Here is a 25,360-nt window from a genome sequence, read left to right as displayed (position 1 = left end):
GCTCACCGCCGGAACCAGCTCCGCCGCTTCACGGGGTTTTCCGGCTGCAGCCCCAGGCTTCCGGTCAGGAAGAAGGTCCCGGTCACGATGTTGCCGCGCGCGGGCGGTCGCTCGAGCTCGGTGGTCGCGATGGCGACGTCGAGTTCGATCGCCGCGATGGTGCGGACCCGGATCCGGTGGAATGCCGTGCCGGTGACGGTGTTCACGGGGGTCTCGGCTTCGACGACCTCGCCGGCGAACAGCGCGTGGGCCGACGGCGCCCAGCCGGGTGCGGGTTCTCCTGGCGAGAAGGTGCCGGACGGGATGAAGTGGTCGGCGGCGAATTCCAGTTCACCGTCCTGCGAGGCCGAGTACGCGTCGGCGTCGGCGTGCACGGTGACTTCCTCGGCCAGTGCCGCCAGCACCAGGGAGCCGGACTCGAGCCGCCCGCCGGAGCCGGCGAGGACCGCTCGGTCTTCCAGTTCGACCGCGATGGGGCAGATCATTTCCCCGCCGACACCGTCCAGGAGGTCGAGCATCGCGGTCTCGTCGTCGACGAGGCGAATGTCGCCAACGGGGACCGCGGGCGCTTTGCCTGCCAGACAGGGCAGAAGGAACTCGATCTGACCATTGTGGACCTGCGCGACCAGCCGGGCACCGGACGGATCGGTCCAGACGTGCTCGCTGATCTTCTTGGTGATCCGCCGGGCGGTGCCCGCGCCGATCAGGGAAACGACCCGTTCCCCGAATTCTTCCTGGCTCGTGACGTCGATCCCGATCGCCCCGAAGTGGCTGGACACGTTGGCTCCCTCTGTTTCTCGGTTCGCCGGAGACTACTGGCCGGACCGGATCAAGGTCATCCGGATTTACCCGGACGTGGTGAATACTGGCCGTCATGAACCAGACCGCCCGCGAGTTCGCCCGGTTGCGAAGCATCATCGAGCGGGAATTGCCCGACGCCGCACCGTTCCTGCCCGGCGCGTCCGAGCGGGAACTCGACCGGCTCGCCACCGAGACCGGGCTCGTCCTGCCCGCCGATCTGCGTGACCTCCTGCGCGTGTCGGCGGGCCAAGACGACCCCGACCAACTGAACGGACCGCTCAACTTCCACCATTTCCTGACCGTCGACGAGATGATCGAGATGCACCGGATGCTCACCGACGTGGTCGGCGACCTGGCCGAACCCGTCGAGCAACCCGCTTGCCTGCGGTGGACGGTGTGGTCGGAATCCTGGTTGCCGTTCCTCGCTTTCCAGGGCGATTGCTACTTCCTGGACCTGGCTCCCGGCGAACTCGGCACCGTCGGACAGGTCGTGTCCCGTCCCAACGTGCCGGACCTCGGTGAGCCGATAGCGCCGTCGCTCGCCGCGTTCCTCGCCCGTGCGGCGGATCTCGTCGAAGCCGGACGCGTCAAGGTCGAAGAAAGCACGCTCGTCCTTCTCGATCTCCATTGATCGGAGATGGCAGGCAGGTCGGCCCGAACGGACCGTGCCGACCACGGGCGAGCACCACGGCCTCTTGCATTCTGCTCTGAACTCCTTCGTGGCCGTAAAACGCCAGTTATGGATAAACGCGCGGGAAACGCGGCGTTTACGCTCTGCTTCAGTGCGTGTCGCGGAACCACCAAAAGCGGATGTCCACGTCGGAGACATATATGCGGATTCTCTTCACCACCGTGCCCTTGTCCGGTCACTTCTATCCGTTGGTCCCACTCGCGTGGGCCTTCCGGGCGCGTGGCCACGAGGTGCTGGTGGCCACCTCGGAGGAATTCGTGCCGACCGTACTCCGTGCGGGTCTGCCCGCGGTTTCGTGCGGATCGGCCATGGTGTCCCTGGTCGATTTGACCGCCGGCGATTCCGGGAACGGCGAGGAACTGCGCCGGTACGCGCACGGTCGGGTCTTCGCCGAGATCGCCGCCCGGAACCTGCCGGGAATGACGTCGCTGATGAACGCGTGGCGGCCGGACCTCGTCGTCAGCGAGCGGGCGGAGCTCAGCGGGCCGATCGCCGCCGCGGTGAGCGGTGTCCCGTGGGTGGAATTCCACTGGGGGATCGCCGAACTCGGCGAGTACCGGATGGGGGGCGCCGACATCCTCGCCGGTGAGCTCGAAGCGCGGGGACTGGACGGATTGCCTCGGCCGGACCTGGTGGTCAATCCCTGGCCGCGCAGCCTCCGGCTGCCCTACGCGGCCGATCACCGGAGCATCCGGCACGTGTCCTACAACGGTGACGCCAGTGTCCCGTCCTGGGCCGTGGAACGCCAGGCCGGGGGCCGGATCTGCCTGACACTGGGCACCGTGGTCCCGCACCTGGAAAAGGGACGGTTCGCCCAGCTCGCACTGCCCATCCTGGAACAGCTGGCCCAGTTGAACGTCGAGATCGTGGTCGCCGTCGACGCCGGGGTCGCCGCATCGTGGCCACCGCTGCCCGCCGTCATCCGTCACGTGGGCCGGATGCCGTTGTCCCAGGTCCTCGCGGCTTGTGATCTCGTCGTACACCACGGTGGCCAAGGAACCGCGTTGACCGCACTCGAAGCGGGAATTCCCCAGCTGGTGCTCCCGCAGTTCGACGATCAGTTCGAGAACGCGGGCGCGGTGGCGGAATCCGGCGCCGGCATTCGGCTGCTTCCCGCGCAGATCACGCCGCAAGCCGTGGCCAAAGGCTGCTTGGAATTGCTGGGCTCGGTGAAGTTCGGCATCGCCGCATCGGATATCGCCGCCGAAATGGCCGCCGCGCCCTCGCCGCTCGAGATCACCGGCATATTCGAAAAGCTGATCCCCTGAAGGCACCGTTGGATACCGACCGAACGTGAAGGATGACGATCGATGGTGAAGAAGTCCATGTTCAGCAATCCGCTTCACGTCGGACGCCCCAACGTGGGTGACCGGGATCGGTTCCTGGAGAGGATCAACGGCGCCCTGGATCGGCTGTGGCTGGCCAACAACGGTCCCTTGGTCCGCGAATTCGAGGCCCGGGTGGCCGAAATGGCGGGAACCGGGCATTGCGTTCCGGTTGCCAACGCGACGACCGGTATCCAGATCGCGGCCAAGGCGGCCGGGCTCCAGCCGGGCGACGAGGTCATCGTTCCCTCGTTCACCTCACCCGCGACACCGCACGCCCTTCAGTGGGTCGGCCTGGTCCCGGTCTTCTGTGACGTGGAAGCCACGACGGCGAACGCCGACCCCGAACACGTCGAACAGCTCATCGGGCCCAAGACGCGCGCCATCGTCGGAGTCCACGTGTTCGGCCGCCCCTGCGAGATCGATCAGCTCTCGAAGCTGGCCGAATGGCACGGAATTCCGGTGTTGTTCGATGCCGCGCAGGCCGTCGGGTGCACCTACAAGGGAAAACCGGTCGGTGGATTCGGGTCGGCGGAGATCTTCTCGTTCCACGCCACGAAGTACGTGAACAGCTTCGAAGGCGGCGCCATCGTGACGAACGACGAGCGCATCGCGTCGCAGGCGAGGGTCATGCGAAACCTCGGGCTCGACGACAATCGCGAGACCGTGGCGTGCGGGATCAACGGGCGGATGACCGAGGCCGCGGCCGCGATGGGGCTGACCTCGCTCGAGGCCATGGAAGCGTTCATGGAGATCAACCGGGAGAACCACGAGTCCTACCGCGACGGGCTCGCGGGGCTTCCCGGTGTCAAGGTCTACGAACAGGCCGACGAGGAACGCGCGAACCATCAGTACGTGGTCATCGAGGTGGACGCGGCGACCGCGGGAATCCACCGCGACGCGGTCCAGGCTGCCCTGACCGAGCACAACGTCCTCGCCCGTCCCTATTTCCATCCGGGCTGCCACATGATCGACCCGTACCGGGGGCGTCCGGACGTCCACACTCCGCTCCCGTTGCCGCGTACCGAGGCGCTGTGCGAGCGGGTGCTTTCGCTGCCGACCGGCACCGCCGTCGGTCCGGCCGAGATCGCGGCCGTCTGTGAGATCATCCGCGACGCCTGCGCGGGAGCGTAGGCGTCGCGGCGACCGGATCTCAGGGACGCCTTCGACGGACGAGTGTCACTTTCGGACGGCGACGAACAGGCCCGGCGCGTTATGCGGGTCCGATCCGAGCGTCCACGGAATGTCCAGGAGTTCGACCGAGCAGTCGGCTCGGTCGAAAGCCGACACGTACTCCTCCTGCGTGAACAGGTTCATGAGGAAGTAGTCCGTCCATTCGCGGAGACCCGTCGATTCGCCGACCACGAACTTGATCTCCACCCTCGCGTGATCGCCTTCCCGTACGGAATGGGTGATCCGGGAGACGACCTTGCCGTTGTCGCGCACCAGATGCCCGCCGACATAACCGTCGATGAACATGTCGGGGAACCACCCCGGCTCCACGACAAGCACGCCGCCGGGTACCAGGTGTGAGGCGAGGTTCTTGATCGCCACCTCCATGTCCTCACGCGACTCGAGGCAGGCGATGGCGTTTCCGAGGCACACCACCGAGTCGAACTTCCGGCCGAGGTCGAAGGTCCGCATGTCGTCGAGCTGCAGGTTGACACCAGGCAGCCGGCGGCTCGCGACACCCAGCATCGCCGGCGCGATGTCGACGCCCTCGACGTGATCGAACGAGTTCGCGAACCTGGCCAAATGAGCGCCGGTGCCACAGGCGACGTCCGCGAGGCTGGCCGCGGCAGGGAACCTGGACTGGATCAGCCGCGTGATGTCGTCGGCCTCGGTCTCGAAGTTCTTGCCCCTGCTGCGAAAGACGAGATCGTAAAGCTCGGTGTGGTCTTCTCCCCAGCGGGCGTGTGTGTCCGCCCAGTCCTGCTCGTCAGTCATGGGATCTCCGTATTCCTTCGGCCTTGCCCGGACCGGGCAGGCTTCCTCGCCGATTGTCCGGCCGGTCTCGTCACCGCGGCCACTCGCGAACTGCGGTCCGCGTGACCGGCGCGATGGCGCATTGCGGAAGTTGGTGATGGCGGAAAGCCGTAACTAGCATCGATTTCGCCGGATGATCAAGAAAACGAGGGGTGAACACATGAATCGGCTACGAATTTGGCGGCGGATCTCGGCGACGATCGCGATAACGATGAGCGCGTTGCTCATCGGCGATTCCGCTTCCGCGGGCCGCCAGGCGGTCCGGACGTCCCGGGCGACCCCGTTCACTCAGGGCTGCGCCGGCGAGCAAACGCCGACCACCTTGTACACGAACTCCGAGGTCCAGCCGACTCTCGCGATCGACCCCCGCGATCCGCGGCACCTGGTCGGCACCTATCAGGTCGATCGCTGGCAGGACGGCGGTTCGCGTGGCGCCGTGGTCGTGACCTCGTTCGACGGTGGCCGGTCGTGGTCGCGCTCGACCCCGCCCTTGACGGAATGCGCGGGCGGCGACGAGGAGAACGGCGGCGATTTCAAGCGAATACTCGACGTGTGGAGCACGATCGGGCTCGACGGGACCGTGTACCTGACTTCGCTCACCATCACCGGAGGCCTTTTCAGCCCCGAATCCGAACACGCGATCCAAGTGACGAAATCGGCCGACGGCGGCCGAACCTGGAGCGATCCCGAAACCATCACCCGGGAAAGCGGCATGGCGCTGAACGATTTCCCGACGATCACCGCGGACCCGACGGACTCGCGCTACGTCTACCTCGCCTGGTGCCGGATTGGAACGCGGGACGACGGGCAGTCCACCGGGCCGATGTACCTGGCGAGAAGTTCCGACGGCGGGAAGACCTGGGAGCAGCCGCGCCCGATCTTCGACGGCGGTCTCAACACCTACGGATTCGCCGGCAGCGTCGAGGTACTGCCGAACGGGGTCCTCGTCTTCCCCTTCACCGCCATCTCCGAGGATCCGGTGACCCATGAGCGTGGATTCCAGGCCATGGCGATCCGTTCCGCCGACAAGGGGCGCACCTGGTCACAGCCGGTGAAGATCAGCGAAATGCGCTCGGCGGGTGTCAAGGACCCGGACACGGGAACTCCCATCGCCGAGGCGGGGTACTTCATGCACAGCGCCATGGACGGACGCGGTGTGCTGTATACGGCATGGCAGGATTCCCGGTTCTCGGGCGGTGCTCGCGACGCCGTCGTCGTCGCCCGTTCGACCGATGGCGGTCTCACCTGGTCCGAACCGGTCGCGGCCAGCGGTGACCCCTCGGTGCCCGCCTTTTCGCTCTCTCTGGCCGCTCGCCGCGACGGTACCGTCGGGGTGACCTATTACGACTTCCGGCCCAATACCCCCGACCCGGTGACGTTGCCAACCGATTTCTGGCTGGCAACGTCCACCGATGCCGGTGCGACGTGGTCGGAGCGAAAGGTGGACGGCCCGTCCGATCTGGCCGTCGTCCCCAAAGCGGACATCTTCGGTCCGACACCGTATTTGTACATGGGTGCACAGTACGGACTCGTTGCCGGGAGGAACTCTTTTGTTTCGCTTTTCGCGAAACCCAATGATGGCGATCTCGACAACCGTACTGATATCTACGCGACGAGTATCTACGGGCGCGGGTGAATGAATGCCCGGTGCCGGTTTTTTCGCGCGGGGCGACACCGGGCATTCATGACCCGTACCACGACTAGTTGAACGAGATCGTCACCTTGCCGACGCTCGAGGCGTCCGCGTTGAACACGCCGACGGCGCACTGGGTCGAGTTGCAGTCGACGGCGACCGTGCTGCCGTCCAGCTTGTGGCCGTTGAACTGCTTGACCACCGTCAGCGGGGTGGAGAAGGAACCGCTGCCGTCCGAGGTGACCTGGAGGACCCTGCCCGCGTCTCCGAGGCATTCCGTGCCAACCTGGCCGCACTCGCCGATCCAGAACGTCGAGTTGGCGGCGAGGCCGGAACCCGAAACCTGCACGGTCGCGCCGTCGGCGAGACCCGAGGTGGGCGTCACGGAAACGGACTCGACGGTTTCCGCGTTGGCGACGGAATACGATCCGAGTGCCAATCCGGTGGCGAACACCGCGATAGCGCCGACCTTGGCAATGCGGGAGGTGCCGTTCTTCACGCGCATCGAAATACTCCGATCATTTTGGGGTGGATTTCTCAGAGGTGATGAGTGGATTTCTCAGCACTTCCTTGTGCTGTCTCAACCTCATCTGCCAATTACTTTACACAGGTCGGTCAGTGAAGAACACACAAACAGGACGGGGTGGCAATCGAGGAGAAGTCGGACATTCCACGCTTGGTTCGATCTTGGGGAGGAGTGTCCGAAGTGGACTTTTCTCACCTGCGATGATCGTGAACGGTGATCGATTCCGGCCCTCGGTGGGCCGTTTCCGCGAAGTCGTCCGTCCCGCCGATCGAGATGGCGCGGAGGGGTGTGCCGCGGTGGCTTGACGTCTCTCGACTGTCCGCGGGAGGGCATCTCGGGTGAACCTCGGCGTTCGATGACGGCGGGATCTCCGACGCACGGTCGAGCGTGGAGGATTTGGGACGTTGACCGTCCCGAATCCTCCACGCACGAATCGCCTGGCCGGCACAGGGTTGGCTGCTCGGTGTGTCGAGGGGCGCACGGGTCTCGGACGTCGAGCGGGGAGGATTACGGACGCTCAACGTCCCGAATCCGCTGTCACCTGGTGTCCTTTGTAGACACCGGACATGACAAGAGGGTGCCCCATGGAACATCCGTCCCATGGGGCACCCTCATGACACTGCGGTTCGGTCAGCGCTTCCTGGCGATCGTGAGCCCGTCCGCGATGGGCAGCATCACCGTCTCGAACCGATCGTCGGCCGCGAGCCTGGCGTTGAACACGCGCAAGGTCTCCGCGCACCGGCGCGGGAGCCCCGGCTCCGCGAGTTCGGGGTCCAGGACCAGCCCGTCCAGCAGTACATTGTCAGCAACCAACAAACCACCTCGGCGCAACAGGGGGACAGCCGCCTCGTAGTACTTGAGGTAGTTCATCTTGTCGGCGTCGACGAAGACGAGATCGGCGACGGTGTCTTCGGCCAGGTTCTGGAGTGTCCGCCCGGCCGGCCCGAGCCGGAAATCGATACGGTCCGCCACGCCGGCGCGCTCCCAGTGTTCCCGCGCGAGCTCGATCCATTTGTCGGTCACGTCGCACGTGATCACCCGCCCGCCGGCGGAAAGCCCGCGAGCGAACGCCAGCGCGGAAAGACCGGTGAAGGTTCCGACGTCGACGACGGTCGTCGCCTGCAGTAGCCCGGTCAGCATCGTCAGCAGCTGCAACTGCTCGGCGGGGACCATCATGCCCGCCGCGTCACCGACCGCTTCGGTGCGCTCGATCAGCGCGCTCACCGCGGGATCGGGCGGTGTACAGGACTCGAGCAGGTAGTCACGCGTGGCCTGGTCGACCGAAACGTGCTTGATCTCGGCGAACGGGGTGCTGCTACCCATCTTTGCTCCCTGGTGGTCGGTACGGGTCACCCGGGTGGGACACCGCGTTGGCCGAGCACACCGGGCCGGGCAATCGTCACCGGAGTTCGAGGGCGAGCGCGTCCTTAACCTTGCGCGACCCACGACCCGAGAGACCACGACAGGAGCGCAGGCAGACGGCGGGCCGGGCGGAATCACCCGCCCGGCCCGCCGTCGCCCGAAAGGGAGCCGCTATTCGTTGGTCTCCACGGGGTAGATGAGGTGCGTGACCTTCTTGCCCTGGATGACCCGGGGTTCGCCGAATTTCCTGGGAGCGGAGCCGAGCGTGTCCACGAAACGGACTCCGTCGCCGAGCATGTACGGCACGAGGTCGAGGCGGACCTCGTCGAGCAACCCTTCTTCCAGCGCTTCGCGGGCGACGATGCCCGGGCCCACGCCGACGTTCTTGTCCCCGGCGACCGCCTTGGCGTGGTCGATCGCGGCCTTGACGCCGCCCTCGGTCACGAAGACGAACTCGTCGCTTTCGGGGGCCCAGCCTTCGGGTACCGAATGGGTGACCACGAAGACCTGCACGCGCATGGGGTGCTGTCCGCCCCACCCGTCCATGCCGTCGAACTGGTTTCGCCCGACGACCAGGGCACCGTAGCCCTCGATCATGTCACGGACATAGTCGGCGGACGCCTCGGCGACCTTGTACGACCGGCCCGACGCGGTGGGCACCTCGACATCGCCGGCACGGCACCACGCGAAAAGGTACTCAAAACCCCCGTTCTCCGGACCGGCGATGAAACCGTCCAGCGACACGGACGCTTGAGTCGCCACCTTTGGCATGAGAAATCCCTTCTTGCGCGATGTATCGAGCACTTCTCGATCGCTCAACCCTGGCACCATGACCGGTCGTTGTCCACTTCTCCCGTGCTCTCTTCGTATCGAAATGGTTTACCCCGCCGCACCCGTGGCGGGGTCACAACTCAGGAGAAGCTCCGTGCTCCGTCTCCGTGCGACGATCCAGTTCTGACCCTCGAGTTCAGGACGGAGATCTATTGTGAGTGCCGAGACCGCTGGGTTCGACGTCGTCGTGGTGGGTGGAGGCCCGTGCGGTTCGGCGGTGTCGACGTTGGTGGCGATGCAGGGACATCGGGTCTTGCTGCTGGAGAAGGAGAAGTTCCCGCGCTATCAGATCGGGGAATCGCTTCTCCCGGCCACGGTGCATGGAGTGTGCCGGCTGCTGGGCGTGTCGGAGGAACTCGACAAAGCGGGGTTCATGCTGAAACGCGGAGGAACGTTCCGCTGGGGCCGCAATCCGGAACCCTGGACCTTTTCTTTCGGAATTTCTTCGAAATTCGTGTCGGAGGCGTCGACGGCCTATCAGGTGGAGCGGATGCGCTTCGACCAGATTCTGCTGGACAACGCTCGCCGTCGTGGGGTCGAGGTTCGGGAGGAGTCCTCGGTCGCCGATGTCATCGAGGATGCCGACGGCCGGGTCTGCGGCGTGCGGTACACGGACGCCGACGGTGCCACCCACGAGGTGTCCGCACGGTTCGTCGTGGACTCCTCGGGGAACGGGAGCCGGATCCACAAAAAGGTGGGGGGACAGCGGCGCTATTCGGAGTTCTTCCGCAATCTGGCGTTGTTCGGCTATTTCGAAGGCGGCAAGCGGCTGCCCGCGCCGAACGAGGGGAACATTCTCGCGGCGGCCTTCGATTCGGGCTGGTTCTGGTACATCCCGCTGACCGACACGTTGACCAGCGTCGGCGCGGTGCTCCACCCGGACGCGCTCGAACGCGCTCAAGGGGACAAGGAGCAGGCCCTGCTCGACCTGATCGCCGAATGTCCGCTGATCGCGGACTATCTCGCGGACGCGCGGCGGGTCACCACTGGTCCCTACGGCGAGGTCCGGGTCCGCAAGGACTACTCCTACATCCAGGAGAAGTTCTGGCGGCCGGGGCTGATCCTCGCCGGCGACGCGGCCTGCTTCATCGACCCGGTGTTCTCCTCGGGCGTGCACCTGGCGACCTACAGCGCGCTGCTCGCCGCCAGGACGATCAACACCGTGCTGGCGGGGACCGCGGGGGAGACCGAGTCCTGCGAGGAGTTCGAAGCGCGGTATCGCGCCGAGTATGCGAGGTTCCACGACTTCCTGGTGGCGTTCTACGACATGCACGAGGACGAGTCGTCGTACTTCTGGAGGGCTAAGAAGGTCACCGGGAACGCGGCCTCGGACGTCGAGTCGTTCGTGGAACTGGTCGGGGGTGGCTCGTCGGGTGAGGGAGCCCTGATCGACGCCAAGGCCTACCTGGGGAAGCGGGCACCCGCGTTCCAGGAGCTTTCCGACGCGGTGGAACGTCCGGTGCTGGTCGCGGGAGAGGACCGCGACCTGTTGAAGACCGAGCTCGCCCGCTCGGTGTCCCGTGAGGGCACCCGAATCCAGGTTCAGGCCAGCCTGGGGGCGAACGCCGACGAGCGGACCCCGGTCCGTGACGGCGGGCTGGTGCCTTCCGCCGACGGAATGCACTGGATCCGGCCTGTCCAGCAGCAGGCGAGCTGAAGGGAATCACGGTCATGTCAGTGACAGAGTCGACGGCCGGTAGCGTGCACCGGTTTCCGCTTTCGCTCCAGCAGGAGTTCCTCAGCCTTGTCGACCACGGAGACGGGATGGGGCCGTTCGGCCCGATGTACACCATCGTCGGGGGCTGGCGCCTTCTCGGCGAACTCGACGTGAACGCGTTGCAGGGCGCGTTGGACGATCTGGTCGCCCGGCACGAAGCGCTCCGCACGCGCATCGTGGTCAATGACGGTGACCTGCATCAGGCGGTGTTCCTGCCGAGCTCGGCCGACCTGGTGATCCGGGACATCCCGGACGCCGCTGACCGGGAACGGGCCGCCGAGGAGTTCCTCAACGATGTCGAAGCCGAGGAATTCCCCTTCGACGAGATGCCGCGGGTCCGGCTGATCCTGGGCCGTTTCGACGACCGGGACGCCGTCCTCGTCCTCGTGGCGCACCACACCGCGGTCGACGGCTGGTCGGCGCAGCTGGTCATCCGCGACCTCACCGAGTTCTACGGTGCCAGGCGGGATCAGCGGGCGCCCGACCTGCCCGAGGTGCGTCAGCTGCACGAATACGTCGCATGGCAACGGGAGAACGCGAACGGCCCCGCCGTCGTCGCCGCCCGGAAGTTCTGGCGGGAGTATCTGGACGGGGCGCGGATGGTCGCGATCCCGACCGATCTGCCGCGGGCCGAGGAGCGTTCGTTCGTCACCGGCTGGCACCGGTTCCTGCTCGAAGCCGAGTTCCGCACCTCCGCGGAGGAACTCGCCGCGGAGACCAAGAGCACGGTGTTCATGGTGCTGCTCGCCGCGTATCTGGTCTATCTCCGGGACAAGACCGGGGAAACCGACCTGGTCGTGCCGACGTTCACGCCGGGGCGCACCCCGGCCTGGATCCAGAACACGGTCAGTTCCTTCTACAACTTCGTGCCGTTGCGCTTCGACATCGCCGAGTGCGTCGGGATCCGCGAAGTGATCGCACAAGTGCGCGCGAGTTGCCTGCGCGCCTACGCGCACGAGCTTCCGTTCATGCAGATCATCGAAGAGGCACCGAACCTGATGGACGAGGTGTCGAAGCCGGACAGCGCGTCATGCGTGTTCCAGGTCGTCCAGTCGCCGTTCATGATGAGCGACGAACAGGTCGTCGGCGATCTTCGCATCACCGCGATGCGCAGGCGGGTGCTGTCGGCCCCGGTCGGCTCGCAGTTGCCGGACGGTGCGCTGTGGGCACTGGAACTGCATCACGACGGCGACATCGTCGGCAAGATCGGCTACACCGCCGACCTGTTCGTCGAGGACACGATCGCCTCGTGGGTGACCGAGCTCCGGCGGGTGCTCGCCGACGTCCTCGTCGGTGTACGACAGTCGTGACCTCGTACGGGGTCACGACCACGGGTGAGGGCGCGGATGACCACGGTTGAGGCGCCCGCCCGCGCCGGCTGGCGGGAATGGGTCGGCCTGGCGGTGCTGTGCCTGCCGACCATGCTGACCACACTGGACATCTCGGTGATGTTCCTCGCGTTGCCGCGGATGAGCGGTGACCTCGGCGCCGACGCCACGCAGCAGCTGTGGATCACCGACATCTACGCCTTCACGATGGCCGGGTTCCTGGTCATGATGGGGACGCTGGGCGACCGGATCGGCAGGCGCAAGGTGCTGCTGTTCGGCGCCGCGGCGTTCGTGGTGACCTCGGTGCTGGCGGCGTACGCGAGCTCCACCGGGATACTGATCGGCGCCCGTGCCTTGCTCGGCGTCGCGGGCGCGACGGTCATGCCGTCGGTGCTGGCGTTGATCCGCAACATGTTCCGCGATCCCCGGCAGATGAGCACCGCCATGAGCGCGTGGGGGAGTTCGGTCATGCTGGGGCTCATCCTCGGTCCCGTGGCGGGCGGCCTGGTGCTCGGGGCGTTCTGGTGGGGCTCGATCTTCCTGATGGCCGTGCCGGTGATGGGGCTGTTGCTGCTCGTCGGCCCGTTCGTCCTGCCGGAATCCCGCGACCCCGCCGCCGGCAAACTGGACCTGGCCAGTGTGGCGTTGTCCTTGATGGCGATACTGCCGACGATCTACGGCTTCAAGGAACTGGGCAGAAGCGGTCCGGAGCCGGTGCCGGTCGCGGCGATCCTCGCCGGCGTCTTCTTCTTCCTCGTGTTCGTGCGTCGCCAGCGGACCCTGCGTGCTCCCTTGCTGGACTTGAGTCTGTTCGCCGACCGCGCGGTGACGGCGGCGTTGCTGCTCGCCTTGCTCAGCGCGTTCGCCATGGCGGGTACCAGCATGATGGTCTCGTTGTACCTGCAGCTGGTCGAGGGTCTCTCACCGGTCGCCATCGGGTTGTGGATGGTGATTCCGTCACTCGGCATGATCGTCGCGGTCAACCTCGCCCCGCTCTTGGCGCGGAAGATCCGGCCCGCGTACGTACTCGCGGCTGGGTCGGCGATCGCCGCGGTGGGCATGGTGGTGCTCACCGTGGCGAACGGTTCCGGCGGCCTCGCGATGTTCCTGGTGGGGCTCGTCGTCGTGTACTTCGGTGTCGGCTCGGACGGCACGTTGAGCCCGTTCCTCATCATGTCGTCGGTTCCGCCGGAGAAGGCGGGTGCCGCCGGTGCCATGTCCTCGACCTTCAACGAATTCGGGGCGGCACTGGGGATCGCCGTACTCGGCCTGGTCGGCAGCACCGTTTACCGTACGCAGGTCACCGTCCCGGCCGGCGTCCACGACGTGAACGCAGCCGAAAGCCTCCCCGGAGCGGTATCCGCGGCGGAGCGGTATCCGGCGGAGGTGAGCGCCGCCCTTCTCGACTCCGGGCGTGCGGCGTTCTCGAGCGGACTGCACGTCGTCACGATCGTCACGGCCGTGCTCTTCGCCGGGCTCGCCGTACTCGCGGTCGTCGGTCTTCGCCGATTCCCCGCCACCGGGGCGCCGGAAGAGTCCCGGGTGTGAACGCTTCAGGCTCGTGGGTCGCATACACGGAGATGCGACCGCCGTGCCGGACGACGATACTTGTTTCGGGGAGCTCGGGTGGCCCTTTACATGAATGCGTCGCACACGATCTTGTCGCTCTTATGAACAGCGACGTGCCGGTTTGAATGGAAAGCATGACAAAGGGGTGTCCGTGACGTCTACAACATCGCATTCGGCCGACCTGCCGGGATTCCCGATCCAACGGGAGTCGAAATGCCCGTACCGGCCCTCGAAGGTTCACGTCGACCTGCGTGAAGACGGCCCGATGACCAGGGTCCGGCTCTACAACGGCCGCGTGGCCTGGCTGGTGACCGGTACCGCGGAGGCCCGCGCCGTGCTGTCGGACTACCGGCGGGTCTCCATTCGCCCGTACCACGGTAATTATCCGCTGCTCAACGAAGAATTCGAGAAGGTCGTCGACAGCGGATACGCCGACGTCCTTTTCGGCGTCGACCCGCCGGAGCACACCAAGCAGCGGCAGATGATCATGCCGCGTTTCTCGCTGCGCCGGACGAAGGAATACCACGCCGAAATCCAGCGGATCGTCGATCAGAAACTCGACGAAATGATGAGCAAGGGCGCGCCGGGTGATCTGGTCGCCGACTTCGCGCAGCCGGTTCCTTCCATGGTCATGAGTCACGTGCTCGGTGTTCCCTACGAGGACAACGAGGAATTCGAGACGTCGGCTCACAAGCTGTTCGTACCGGAGCTCGCCGACGAGGCGACCACGGAACTCGGTGACTTCCTCGACCGGTTGATCGCGAAGAAGGAGAACAATCCCGGCGCGAAACCGGTCGGCCTGATCGACGACCTGATCGTCGACCAGCTGCACAAGGGGACGCTCACCCGCTCGGAGCTGGTCCACATCGCGATGGCGATGCTGGTCGCGGGCACCGACACCACCACCAACGTGATCTCGCTGGGAACGCTGGCGTTGTTGGACAACCCGGAACAGTGGGCGGCGTTGCGCGACGACCACTCCCTGATCCCCGGCGCGGTGGAGGAAATCCTGCGCTACGTCTCGCTGGTCGAGGCGTTCGCCAGGGTCGCGACCGAGGACATCGAGCTTCCCGGCGGGGCGAAGATCAAGGCGGGCGACGGGATCCTCATCAGCTGCGCCGGCGTCAACTTCGATCCGAAGATGGCCGCGGAACCCGACACCTTCGACATCCGGCGCCCGCCCCGGCCGAGCTTCTCGTTCAGCCACGGAATCCATCGATGCCCGGGCGACAACCTCGCCCGGCTCGAACTGGAGGTCGCGTTCCGGTCCTTGGTCCAGCGCATGCCCGACCTGCGCTCGACCTTGCCCGCCGACCAGCTCCCCAGCAACAACAACGACGGGACGCTGCAGCGGCTCTTCGAATTCCCAGTGGTTTGGTGAGGAACGAAAGGACGCAGGATGCTTTCCTACCGCGGTGTCGCCTACGACACGGGTACCAACTTCGCGACCGGTCAGGGCGATCTTTCCCGGACCGTATGGGATGAGTCCGCGATGGAGGCCGAGATCAGCCTCATCAGCGACCAGCTCAACTGCAACTCGGTGACCGTCTACGGCACCGACCTGGACCGGCTGGCGCAGACCGCGACCGCGGCGATCGAGCGCGAACTCCACGTGCTGCTTCAGCCGCGGCTGGTCGACCGGCCGGTGAACGAGATCATGGACCACCTCGCGGAGGCGGCGCGGCTCGCCGAGTCCCTGCGGAAGCAAGGCGCGAAGGTCAGCCTCACCGTCGGTGCGGTGCACCTCGTCTTCACGCCGGGGCTCATCGAAGGCGACACGTATCACGAGCGGATGGCGAACGTGTACGCGGACGCGGAGCACTACCTGCTCAAGCCCACCGCGCGCGTCGACGTCGCGGCCGCCGCGCCCCGGCTCAACGAGTTCCTCGCCAAGGCGGCCGTCGTGGCGCGGGGGAACTTCAGCGGTTCCGTCGGCTACTCGGCGGCTCCGTTCGAGGTCGTCGACTGGGATCCGTTCGACACGATCGGCTTGATGTACCAGTACCTTCCGTCCGGGCTGACGCCGGCGGAGCACAAGGACCTGGTCGGTTCGTACCTGCGCTGGAACAAGCCCGTGCTGATCAGCGAGTTCGGGACCGCGACCTACCAGGGAGCCGAGAAGAAGGGTTTCTTCTTCTGGGACATCGTCGATCGAGCCCAGGACGTGCCCACGGTCCTCGACGGCTACACCCGCGACGAGGGCGAGCAGGCCGCCTATCACCTCAAGATGTTCGAGATCTTCGAGGACGCGGGGGCCGCGGGGGTCACCGTCTCGGAATTCATCCACCCCACCCATCCGCACTCGACCGATCCCCGGCTGGATCTCGACACGGCGAGCATGGCGCTGGTGAAGACGATCCGGGACGACTTCTCCGACCCGGCGTCCGGCTATCGCGTCGAGCCGAAAGAGGCCTTTCACGCGATCGCCGACCACTATGCCCACCTCGGTTTCCAGGAGATCGCGCGCGGCGGCCGGTAGGAAGCTTGTTCCATCTTGCCGTTGCTGCCCGGTGAGCGGGATCGAGGACGAGAGTCGCTTTCCGTTTTCGCATTCTTTAGAGGCGGCCGAAACCACATGGCGCAGGCCCGATGACGAAGTTCGTCCGAAGATCGGAGCGGGAAATGCACTTCAACGGCAGGGTGTTCGGCCGGGGGCTCATGGCGGTGGCGATGGCGGCGACATTGGCCTTATCGGCAGTGGTCTCGGACCAGCCTGCGGCCGAGGCCTCGCAGCGCTGGAGCACCTCCCTGGCGTCGGTGCTGGTTCCTCCTGACCAGCAGGCGCCGGGGAGCGTCACCATGGACCCGATCACCTTGGCACAGGCCGCCGAGGACGGCGGGTTGGGCACCCCGGGGATGACGTCCTCGCCCGAGTCGTGCCTCAGCTTCGCCGACGATTCCGTGGGCGGGCTGGGCACGCGAACGGGGTGGATGCAGTTCGGGCGCCGGGGCCCCGCGATCTTCTTGCAGGTGGTCGCCAAGATTCCCGGGGGCTTCGACGTCAACAGGGTCAGGACCGCCGTGGCGAGCTGCGCGACGGGAACCATGACGCTCGAAGGAAAGATCACCGGCCAGGTGACGTTCGTGGAGCAGCGGCCGCTGCGGCTGCTGTTCGGGAAGTCGTTCGTCACGAGGATGACGACGACCTTCCCGAAGCCCGCCAACGAGGAAGAGGCGGCCTTGCTCACGAAGTACAACTTCCACGAGGGCGAGTGCCCGGCCGAGTACGTTTTCGTCGCCGTCGGGAATCTGTTCATCTGGTCGCTCGACCCGGACCCGGCCATCGCGGTGCGCGCGGCCCGGATCATGTACGAGCGGGCGTTGCGGTACCACGGTTGAGTTCGTTTTCGGAATAGTCGGCGCGTCCGTTCGAGGCAAAGAGGGGTCATGACCGCAGAGGTGAACACACCGCAGAGGGATTCTTCGGATCTGCCGGACTACCCCCTCGCGCGTGAATGTCCGTACCGGCCTTCCCAGAGCACGGCGAAACTGCGTGGAGACGGGCCCGTGGCGAAGGTGCGGTTGTACGACGGGCGCACCGCGTGGCTGGTGACCGGGCCCGTCGAGGCCCGTGCACTGCTGGCGGACCCGCGGATGTCCAGCCTCGCGCATTACCCGAACTTTCCCGTGCTCGACGAGCGGCACCTGCACATGCGTGCCACGAGGGAGATGGCGAAGGAGGAGGAAGGCGGGTTCGCAGGCGTACTGTTCGGCGTGGACCCGCCCGAGCACACGCGGCAGCGGCGGATGTTGCTGCCCGCGCTCACCGCCAGGCGCGTGGCCGCGCACCGGCCGGAGATCCAGCGCATCGTCGACGAGCAACTGGACGTGATGCTCGGTGCCGGCGCTTCGGCCGATCTGGTGGCCGATTTCGCCGGGCCCGTGCCGATGAAGGTGGTCTGCGCTTTCCTCGGTGTCCCTTACGAAGAGCGCGAGTCGTTCGAGGGGCCCGCGCGTGAACTGTTCGATCCGGAGCGCGCGGATCAGGCGATGGACGATCTGACCGGCTACCTTCTCCGGCTGATCCAGGCGAAGGAAGCCAAGCCCGGCAAGGGATTGCTGGACGATCTGATCGAGCGGCACGTCCGCGGCGGCGACCTCGGGCACGACGAACTGGTGCAGTTCGCCTTCGCGATCCTGGTCGCCGGGACCGTCACCAGCACCAGCACCATCGCGCTGGGCACACTCGCGCTTTTGGACACTCCGGGGCAGTTCGACGCGCTGGTCGCCGACCCGTCGCTCATTCCCGGGGCGATCGAAGAGATCCTGCGTTATGTGTGCCCGGTCGAGCAGCTCTCGCGTGTCGCGACCGAGGACATCGAGATCGCGGGCGAGGTCATCAAAGCCGGCGACGGTGTCCTGGTGAGCTTCGCGGGGGCCAACCTGGATCCCGCAGTGACCGCGCGCCCCGAGACCTTGGACGTCACCCAGGTGCCGACCGACCATTTGGCGTTCAGCCACGGGGTCCACCATTGCCTGGGCCGGAATCTGGCCCGGCTCGAACTGGAGATCGTGTTCACCACCCTGATCGCCCGTGTTCCCACGCTCCGGCCGGCCGTACCCGTCGAAGAGATTCCCTGGTACAACGACTTCACCGTGCCGCGCCTCCTTTCTTTCCCTGTCTCCTGGTGATGTGACAATTCTGGAGAACAGGGCCCGAAACGCCGGACGATAAACTCGGAGAAAGACTTTCTCACGATTGGAATCAACGTGACAAATACGCCATGGACCCCGGAGAAACTGGCGTCAGCGGCGGAGCTCGCCGACTTGGACCGGCGCCACGTTGTACACCCGCATGAGTCTTCCGGCGCGCCTGAGCGCGTCGTGATCGTCCGTGGCAAGGGATCCACGGTCTGGGACGCGGAGGGCACCGAGCTGCTCGACGCGACCGGCGGCGGTCTGTGGAACTCCCATGTCGGGCACGGCAGGCGCGAGCTCGCCGAGATCATGGCGAAGCAGGTCGAGGAACTCGAATACTTCACCACTTTCCACGAGTTCGGCAACGACAAGACGATCCGGCTCGCGGCCCGCCTCGCCGAGCACGCGCCCGCCGGGCTGAACAAGGTGTTCTTCACCAGCGGGGGCTCGGAGAGTGTGGACACGGCCATCAAGGCCGCACGGCTGTTCCACGTCCGCAGTGGTGAGCCGGACCGCACGTGGATCATCTCCAGGTCGGCCTCGTATCACGGGTGCACCTACGGTTCCGGGACGCTCACCGGCTTCGAGCCGATGCAGATCGGGGTCGGGCCCAACCTGCCGCACGTGGAGAAGCTGTCGCCGCCGTACCTCTACCGGGCAGGCGAACTCTACGGAGATCAGGACCCGACGGACTTCCTGATCGCCGAGCTCGAGCAGACGATCGCCCGCCTCGGGCCCGGCAACGTGGCCGCGATGATCGGTGAGCCGGTGATGGCCGGTGGCGGGGTGCTGACCCCGCCTCCCGACTACTGGCCGCGGGTGCGGGAAGTGCTGAGCAGCCACGGCATCCTGCTGATCGCCGACGAGGTCGTGACGGCGTTCGGCCGCACGGGCGTCTGGTTCGACTCGGTGCAGCGTGAGATGGAACCGGACCTCGTCACCACGGCCAAGGGCATCACGAGCGGCTACTTCGCGCTCGGCGCGGTGCTGATGTCCGACGAAATCGCGGAAGCCATCACCGCGGACATGGGCTTCTTCCACGGTCACACCTACAGCGGCCACCCGGTCGGTGCCGCCGTGGCGCTGGCCAACCTCGACATCATCGAGGGTGAAGGCCTCGCGGCCAACGCGTTGTCGATCGGCGACTGGTTCCGTGCCGGGCTGGCCCCGCTGGCCGACCTGCCCTCGGTCGGCGACGTCCGGGTCGAGGGTGCGATGGCCGCGATCGAGCTGGTCGCCGACCGCGGGAGCAGGGCGCCGATGGACATCCCCGCCGTCTTCGGGCTCGCCGACGAGATCCGCAAGCACCACGGCGTCATCGTGCGGCCCTACGGGAACAACATCATCCTTTCGCCGCCGCTGGTCATGACCCAGGTCGAGACCGAGGTCACGACGAAGTCCATCGTCGAAGTGCTTTCCCGAACGGGCAGCTGAGAAAGAAACTGGAGGGGCAGCTTCGATGTCAGGAATCGAAATCGAGCCTGTGGCGCTGTTGCGCGCGGCTCGGCCGGCGGGGGAATCGGACATCGCGTCGCGGGTGACGCTCCCGTTCCCGCTCGGCTGGCCCGAGCACCAGTCAGCGGAGTTCCGGCTCGAGAGCGTGTCGACGGCGTGGGACCCGGTGAGCCTGGAGCGGCTCCGGGCCCTGGCGTCGGCGGCGTCCGGCTCACCGGTCGACACGGTCGTGGCCGCCACCTCCGTGCTGCTGGCTCGATTCACCCGGAGTGCCGACGTGGCGGTCGCCGCCGTCGCGCGGCCGGTCGGGGGCACCCCGCCGACGGTGTCGGTGGTGGCCGGGGAGCTGTCGTCGGACGCGAGTTTCGCCGAGGTACTGGAGAGCATCGCGGCGGGGGAAGGACAGCCGGTACAGCAGCTCGCGCCGGGCCGCGACGGGGTGCCGATCGTGGTGGCTCCGGCCGGGACGAGCCTCTCGCCGCTGTCCTTGGCGGGTACGACGTTGTGGCTGACGGTCGAGGACGATTTCGCCACGACCCTGTACTACGACGCGGGTTCCTGGTCCCGTGCGGATGCCGGGAGGATCGTCGGGCATCTCGCCGCCCTGCTCCGTGCCGCGGCCGCCGAACCGGCGCTGCCCGTCGCGGCCCTGGACATCGGCGCCGAGGCGGGCACCGAGTTTCCGGACACGACGGTCGCCTACGAGGACCTGACCTCGGCGCCGGAGCGGTTCGTGCGGTGGGCGGGACGCGCCCCCGACCGGATGGCGGTCGTCCACGGCGATGTCGCCTGGACGTACGGAGACCTGCTCGAGCGGGTGTCGCGCCTGCGGGACGTACTCGCCGCGAATGGGGTCGGGCCCGCCACCCGGGTCGCGCTGCTGCTGGACCGCTCGCCGGAGCTCGTCGCGGCCACGCTCGCGGTTTCGCTCAGCGGCGCGGCTTATGTCGGGCTCGACCTCAACGAGCCCGGCCCGCGGCTGGCGACGATGCTCGACGACGCGGACTGCCGTCTGATCCTCACCCGCGCCGCCGACGACTCGCGCCTGCCGGAGGGTGACCACCCCGTCCTCGTCGTCGACGATGTCCTCGAGGGGCAGGGGGGTACCGGCGAGTTCGTCAGCCCGGCGCCCGGGGACGCCTGCTACGTCACGTACACGTCGGGTTCGACCGGCCTCCCCAAGGGCGTGCTGGTGCCGCATCGGGGTTTGACCAATCTCGTCAACTGGTACCAGGAGACCTTCGAGGTCGTGCCGGGAGACAGGATGCCGCAGCTGGCCAGGCCGTCGTTCGACGGGTGGTCGCTGGAGGTGTGGCCGTGCCTGGCGAACGGCGCGACGTTGTGCATTCCCGACGAAGGGATCCGGCGTTCCGCGGTCGAACTCGCGCGGTGGCTGTGCCGCGAGGAGATCACCACGTGCTTCGTCACGACCGCGCTCGGCGTGGAACTGTTCGGCCAGCCGTGGGCCGAGCTCGGCTCACGGCTGCGTTCGTTGCTCGTCGGTGGTGAGAAGCTGCCCGCGTACCCGCCGGCGGGTCTGCCGTTCCGCCTGTACAACGTGTACGGCCCCACCGAGACTTCGATGCTGGCGACGTGCGGCGAGATGAGCACACCGCGGTCCGGGGCCCCGCCGATCGGAACCCCGCTCGCCAACGTGGAGGCGCACGTACTCGACGAGCGGCTTTCGCCGGTCCCGGCGGGAGCCGTCGGCGAGCTGTACCTGGGTGGGGAAGGTGTCGCGCTCGGCTACCTCAACCGGCCGGAGTTGACCGCGCTGAAGTTCGCCGATGGTCCTTCTGGCCGCCAGTACGCGACGGGTGACCTGGTGCGAGTACGGCCGGGCGGATCGATCGAGTTCGTCGGCCGTGTCGACAACCAGGTGAAGCTTCGCGGATTCCGTATCGAGCTGGGAGAGGTCGAGGCCGCCGTCCGGTCGCTGCCGGGCGTGCGGGACGCGGTCGCGGTGATCCACACGTCCGAGTCCGGTGGCGGCAGGCTGATGGCCTACGTGCGGCCGGACCCGCGCCGGCGACCGGACGGCTCCGGGCTGCGGGCCAGGCTGAGCGAAGTGCTGCCCGACTACATGGTGCCGACCGAAGTGACGGTGCTCGACGCGTTCCCGCTCACCCCCCACGGCAAGACAGATCGCGGGGAGCTCGCTCGCCGTGCGCCGTCGGGCGGCGGGGACGGGGACGCGCCCGCGACCGATCTGGAACGGGTGCTGGCCGAGCTGTGGTGCGAGGTCCTCTCCATCGGCTCGGTGAGCCGTGAGGACAGCTTCTTCGACTTGGGCGGCGACTCGCTCACGGCGATGCGGCTCGCGGCCAGGGCCCGCGCCCGCGGTATCCGGCTCGGCGCCGAGCACCTGTTCGAGTACGAGGTGTTGCACGAACTGGCGGCCGAACTCGAGCAGGGCGAGACGAATCCCGGAGAAGCGGCATGACGACAAGACACGTCACCTTCGTCGAACTTCCCCTCTACCCCAACACTTTGCCGCTGGCGTCCGGATACCTGCAGGCCTTCGCGCAGCAGGACCCGGAGATCGCGGAGACGTTCACGTTCGAGATCCATTCCTCCCCGTCGACCACGCCGACCGAGACCGTGCTCGAGCAGCTGCTTTCGGGCGACACCGAGGTTTTCGCGCTGAGCTGCTACCTGTGGAACATGCGCGCGGCGAAGCGTCTGCTCGACGGGATCCTCGCCGCGCGGCCCGACGCCCACGTCATCCTCGGCGGCCCGCAGGTGATGAACCACGCGACCGAGTACGTACCCCACGGGAGCGACCGGGTCGTGGTCTGCAACGGCGAAGGCGAACAGACCTTCGCCGCGTACCTGCGCGCGCTTCTCGCTCCGGAACCGGATTTCCACACGGTGCCCGGTATCAGCTTCTTCGCGGGCGACGAGCTCGTCGACACGGACAAACCCGCGCGGCTGAAAGAGCTGGACGAGATCCCCTCACCGTTCGCCGCCGGCGTGTTCGACGGCGGCGAGTACACGTTCGCGGTGGTGGAGACCAACCGCGGGTGCCCGTTCAGCTGCTCGTACTGTTTCTGGGGCGCGGCGACCAACGACAAGGTGTTCCGCTGGGAAGAGGACCGGGTCTTCAAGGATCTCACCTGGCTCAGCGAGCACGGCATCGAGAGCATCTTCCTCGCGGACGCGAACTGGGGCGCGTTGCCGCGCGATGTGGAACTGACCCGGCATCTGGTGCGCTGCAAGCAGAAGAACGGCTACCCGATGATGGTGTCGATGCAGGCGGCCAAGAACCGGCCCGACCGCGTCACCGAGATCACCGAGATCCTCGTCGAGGGCGGAATGCTGGCCAGCCAGCCGGTTTCGCTGCAGACGTTGAGCCCCGGCACGCTCGAAATGGTGCAGCGCGCCAACATCAAGGAGACCACCTACGTCGAGCTGCAGAACAAGCTCAAGGAGAAGAAGATCAGCTCGTACACCGAGCTCATCTGGCCGCTTCCCGGTGAGACGCTGGAATCCTTCCAATCCGGGATCGCGCGGCTGTGCGAGTCTTCGGCCGACGCGATCGTCATGTATCCGCAGCTGTTGCTGCGCAACACCCCGATGTACGAACGGCAGGAACTGCTCGGCATCAAGACCGTGCGGGTCGAGGACCCGGTGGCGGAGGCCGACGTGGTGGTGGGCACCAAGTGGGTCTCCAGGGAGGACTACGAGGCCGGCGTCTGGTTCGCCTACGCGGTGATCACCCTGTACAACGCGCGTGCGGCGCGGCTGATCGCCACCGAGCTGGACCGTGACGGCACGTGTTCCTGGGGCGAGTTCCTCACCTCGGCGGTGGACTACTTCCAGCGGCGTACCGACAACCCGATCTGCGCGTTCTTCGCCGACTCGGTGACGAACCTGCGCAACTACGACCTCAACAACACCGGCAAGGTGCTGCACATGGTGCTGCACTCCCACCGGGCGGAACTGGACGCACTGCTGCGCGACTTCCTCACCGAGCGCGGCTGGCTCGCCACCGAAAGGCAGCGGATCGCCTTCGAGCTCGATCTCGTCGCCCGCCCCTATGTCTACCGCGAACCGGTGTCCCCGCCGTCGATCGAGCTGGAGCACGTCACCGTCGTGAACCGCTCGCGCTACCAGGTGGAACTCGAGGTACCCGAGTCGGCCATGGACCTGATCGGGGCGCCGGACGATTCGGAGGGCACTCGCGTCCGCCTAGACCACGTCGGCCGGCGGAAGATGCCGTACCCGCGGCACCGGAGCCTCGACCACAACGCGGCCTACTGCCAGGGGATGATGAACCGGCTCCGCGACATCGTGCCGTCGTGGGCCACGGTGGCGCCCGATGGGACCTTCGGGGCTCTCAATGCGGCGTGAGGTGTTCCGCGGCGAGCACGAAGAGTTCCGTGAGCTGGTGAAGACCTTCCTCGCCAGGGAGGTCCTGCCGCACTACGCGCAGTGGGAGTCCGACGGGCTGGTCGATCGCGATGTATGGCGGGTGGCGGGCAAGCACGGCTTGCTCGGCATGGACGTCGACGCCGTCTACGGTGGCGGCGGCGAGTCCGACTATCGCTACCACGTGGTGATTTCGGAGGAGTTCGCCCGCGCCGGCGTCCATGCGCCGTCGTTGTCGCTGCACAACGAGATCGTCGGGCCCTACCTGCGCACCCTGACCACCCCGGAACAACGAGGGCGCTGGCTGCCGGGGTTCTGCTCCGGCGAACTCGTCACCGCCATCGCGATCACCGAGCCGGACGCGGGCAGCGACCTGAGCAGGGTACGCACCACCGCGCGCCGGTCGGGCGGCGATTTCGTCCTCAATGGACGGAAGACGTTCATCTCGCATGCCGAACAGGCGGACCTGCTGCTCGTGGTCGCCAGGACCGGGTCCCGCGACACCGAGTTCAGCCTGCTCGCCGTCGAACGCGGCACGCCGGGACTCACGGTGGGTGAACGGATCGACAAGATCGGCATGCGCGCGCTGGACACGTGCGAGCTGGCGTTCGACGACGTGATCGTGCCCGCTGGGAACGTGCTCGGCACCGAGGGGCGCGCGATGGCCTACCTGATCCGCAATCTGCGGCAGGAACGGCTCTGGATCGCGACGTCGGCGCTCGCGGGCGCGGAATCGGTGTTCGAAGAGACCGTGCGGTACTGCCGCGACCGCGAAGTTTCCGGCGGCACGCTCATAAGCCACCAGCACACCCGGTTCGTGCTCGCCGAACTCGCCACCTCGCTCGCGGTGGCACGGACGTTCACCGACCGCTGCGTGGCCGAGCACGCCGACGGCCGCCTCGGTTCCGAGGACGCGGCGATGGCCAAGTGGTGGAACACGGAGCTGGCCCGGCGGACCGTCGATCGATGCCTGCAACTGCACGGCGGATATGGATTCACGCGCGACTTCCGGGTCGGCAGGGAGTTCGTCGACACCCGGGTGCAGACGATCTACGGCGGCACCACCGAGGTCATGAAGGAAACCATCGCCCAGTCGCTGATCTGAGCGGAGCCGGGAAGGAACACTG

20 protein-coding genes are annotated in these 25,360 nt (G+C 66.8%); 15 read left to right on the top strand and 5 right to left on the bottom strand.

The window, feature by feature from the left end; translation table 11 throughout:
• Positions 1–2 precede the first annotated feature (2 nt).
• Positions 3–779 (bottom strand): hypothetical protein, encoded by a 777-nt coding sequence (locus AMK34_RS07805; protein WP_073843956.1) that lies wholly within the window; start codon positions 777–779, stop codon positions 3–5.
• A 95-nt stretch (positions 780–874) separates the two neighbouring features.
• Here AMK34_RS07805 and AMK34_RS07800 point away from each other — a divergent pair, with 95 nt between their 5' ends.
• From AMK34_RS07800 to AMK34_RS07790, 3 genes are all read left to right on the top strand, one after another.
• A complete protein-coding gene (locus tag AMK34_RS07800) occupies positions 875–1,432 on the top strand; it encodes an SMI1/KNR4 family protein (protein WP_073843954.1) in 558 nt (185 codons plus the stop codon).
• 200 nt (positions 1,433–1,632) lie between these two features.
• The gene (locus AMK34_RS07795; RefSeq protein ID WP_073843952.1) at positions 1,633–2,760 is read left to right on the top strand and encodes a nucleotide disphospho-sugar-binding domain-containing protein; all 1,128 of its coding nucleotides are present in this window, start codon (positions 1,633–1,635) and stop codon (positions 2,758–2,760) included.
• A gap of 42 nt (positions 2,761–2,802) precedes the next feature.
• Positions 2,803–3,951: an aminotransferase class I/II-fold pyridoxal phosphate-dependent enzyme gene (locus tag AMK34_RS07790; RefSeq protein WP_073843950.1), complete on the top strand. Its 1,149-nt coding sequence runs from the start codon at positions 2,803–2,805 to the stop codon at positions 3,949–3,951.
• 45 nt (positions 3,952–3,996) lie between these two features.
• Here the strand turns inward: AMK34_RS07790 and AMK34_RS07785 are convergent, their stop codons facing one another.
• A complete protein-coding gene (locus AMK34_RS07785) occupies positions 3,997–4,764 on the bottom strand; it encodes a class I SAM-dependent methyltransferase (RefSeq protein ID WP_038512332.1) in 768 nt (255 codons plus the stop codon).
• A gap of 199 nt (positions 4,765–4,963) precedes the next feature.
• On the opposite strand from AMK34_RS07785, the gene AMK34_RS07780 reads away from it, so the two are divergent.
• Complete coding sequence (locus AMK34_RS07780) at positions 4,964–6,439, top strand: exo-alpha-sialidase (protein ID WP_158073276.1); 1,476 nt, start codon at positions 4,964–4,966, stop codon at positions 6,437–6,439.
• A gap of 64 nt (positions 6,440–6,503) precedes the next feature.
• On the opposite strand, the gene AMK34_RS07775 is transcribed toward AMK34_RS07780, so the two are convergent.
• The 3 genes from AMK34_RS07775 to AMK34_RS07765 all read right to left on the bottom strand — a co-directional run bounded on the left by AMK34_RS07775 (position 6,504) and on the right by AMK34_RS07765 (position 9,143).
• Positions 6,504–6,941 (bottom strand): enediyne antibiotic chromoprotein, encoded by a 438-nt coding sequence (locus AMK34_RS07775; protein WP_051972468.1) that lies wholly within the window; start codon positions 6,939–6,941, stop codon positions 6,504–6,506.
• A 651-nt stretch (positions 6,942–7,592) separates the two neighbouring features.
• The gene (locus tag AMK34_RS07770) at positions 7,593–8,285 is read right to left on the bottom strand and encodes an O-methyltransferase (protein ID WP_073843946.1); all 693 of its coding nucleotides are present in this window, start codon (positions 8,283–8,285) and stop codon (positions 7,593–7,595) included.
• Positions 8,286–8,495: 210 nt separating this feature from the next.
• A complete protein-coding gene (locus AMK34_RS07765; protein ID WP_241832711.1) occupies positions 8,496–9,143 on the bottom strand; it encodes a dihydrofolate reductase family protein in 648 nt (215 codons plus the stop codon).
• A 247-nt stretch (positions 9,144–9,390) separates the two neighbouring features.
• Between AMK34_RS07765 and AMK34_RS07760 the strand changes: the two genes are divergently transcribed.
• The 11 genes from AMK34_RS07760 to AMK34_RS07710 all read left to right on the top strand — a co-directional run bounded on the left by AMK34_RS07760 (position 9,391) and on the right by AMK34_RS07710 (position 25,338).
• Positions 9,391–10,812: a tryptophan 7-halogenase gene (locus tag AMK34_RS07760; protein WP_241832740.1), complete on the top strand. Its 1,422-nt coding sequence runs from the start codon at positions 9,391–9,393 to the stop codon at positions 10,810–10,812.
• Positions 10,813–10,826: 14 nt separating this feature from the next.
• The gene (locus tag AMK34_RS07755; RefSeq protein ID WP_073843941.1) at positions 10,827–12,182 is read left to right on the top strand and encodes a condensation domain-containing protein; all 1,356 of its coding nucleotides are present in this window, start codon (positions 10,827–10,829) and stop codon (positions 12,180–12,182) included.
• Positions 12,183–12,218: 36 nt separating this feature from the next.
• Positions 12,219–13,748 carry an MFS transporter gene (locus AMK34_RS07750; protein ID WP_038512349.1) on the top strand — a complete coding sequence of 510 codons (1,530 nt, stop codon included), beginning with the start codon at positions 12,219–12,221 and terminating at the stop codon, positions 13,746–13,748.
• 172 nt (positions 13,749–13,920) lie between these two features.
• Positions 13,921–15,150 (top strand): cytochrome P450, encoded by a 1,230-nt coding sequence (locus AMK34_RS07745; protein ID WP_198941644.1) that lies wholly within the window; start codon positions 13,921–13,923, stop codon positions 15,148–15,150.
• A gap of 18 nt (positions 15,151–15,168) precedes the next feature.
• Entirely contained in the window at positions 15,169–16,248 is a 1,080-nt protein-coding gene (locus AMK34_RS07740; RefSeq protein WP_073843937.1) for an abortive infection protein, read from the top strand.
• A gap of 110 nt (positions 16,249–16,358) precedes the next feature.
• Positions 16,359–17,108, top strand: a complete 750-nt coding sequence (locus AMK34_RS07735) for a hypothetical protein (protein WP_073843935.1) — start codon at positions 16,359–16,361, stop codon at positions 17,106–17,108.
• Positions 17,109–17,156: 48 nt separating this feature from the next.
• Positions 17,157–18,401, top strand: coding sequence for a cytochrome P450 (locus tag AMK34_RS07730; protein ID WP_073843933.1), 1,245 nt, complete (start codon positions 17,157–17,159; stop codon positions 18,399–18,401).
• 192 nt (positions 18,402–18,593) lie between these two features.
• Positions 18,594–19,841: an aminotransferase family protein gene (locus tag AMK34_RS07725; protein ID WP_228694956.1), complete on the top strand. Its 1,248-nt coding sequence runs from the start codon at positions 18,594–18,596 to the stop codon at positions 19,839–19,841.
• A 25-nt stretch (positions 19,842–19,866) separates the two neighbouring features.
• Positions 19,867–22,305 (top strand): non-ribosomal peptide synthetase, encoded by a 2,439-nt coding sequence (locus tag AMK34_RS07720; RefSeq protein ID WP_083649769.1) that lies wholly within the window; start codon positions 19,867–19,869, stop codon positions 22,303–22,305.
• Positions 22,302–24,215, top strand: a complete 1,914-nt coding sequence (locus tag AMK34_RS07715; RefSeq protein WP_073843929.1) for a B12-binding domain-containing radical SAM protein — start codon at positions 22,302–22,304, stop codon at positions 24,213–24,215. Before AMK34_RS07720 ends, AMK34_RS07715 begins: the two co-directional genes overlap by 4 nt.
• Positions 24,205–25,338 carry an acyl-CoA dehydrogenase family protein gene (locus AMK34_RS07710; RefSeq protein WP_073843927.1) on the top strand — a complete coding sequence of 378 codons (1,134 nt, stop codon included), beginning with the start codon at positions 24,205–24,207 and terminating at the stop codon, positions 25,336–25,338. The genes AMK34_RS07715 and AMK34_RS07710 overlap by 11 nt, the downstream gene beginning before the upstream one ends.
• The last annotated feature ends 22 nt before the right edge of the window (positions 25,339–25,360 follow it).

Origin of the sequence: Amycolatopsis sp. CB00013 (assembly GCF_001905755.1) — a bacterium.
GTDB classification, from domain to species: Bacteria; Actinomycetota; Actinomycetes; order Mycobacteriales; family Pseudonocardiaceae; genus Amycolatopsis; species Amycolatopsis japonica.
The sequence above is the reverse complement of the archived record's forward strand: the minus strand, read 5'-3'. Positions and strand labels throughout refer to the sequence as shown.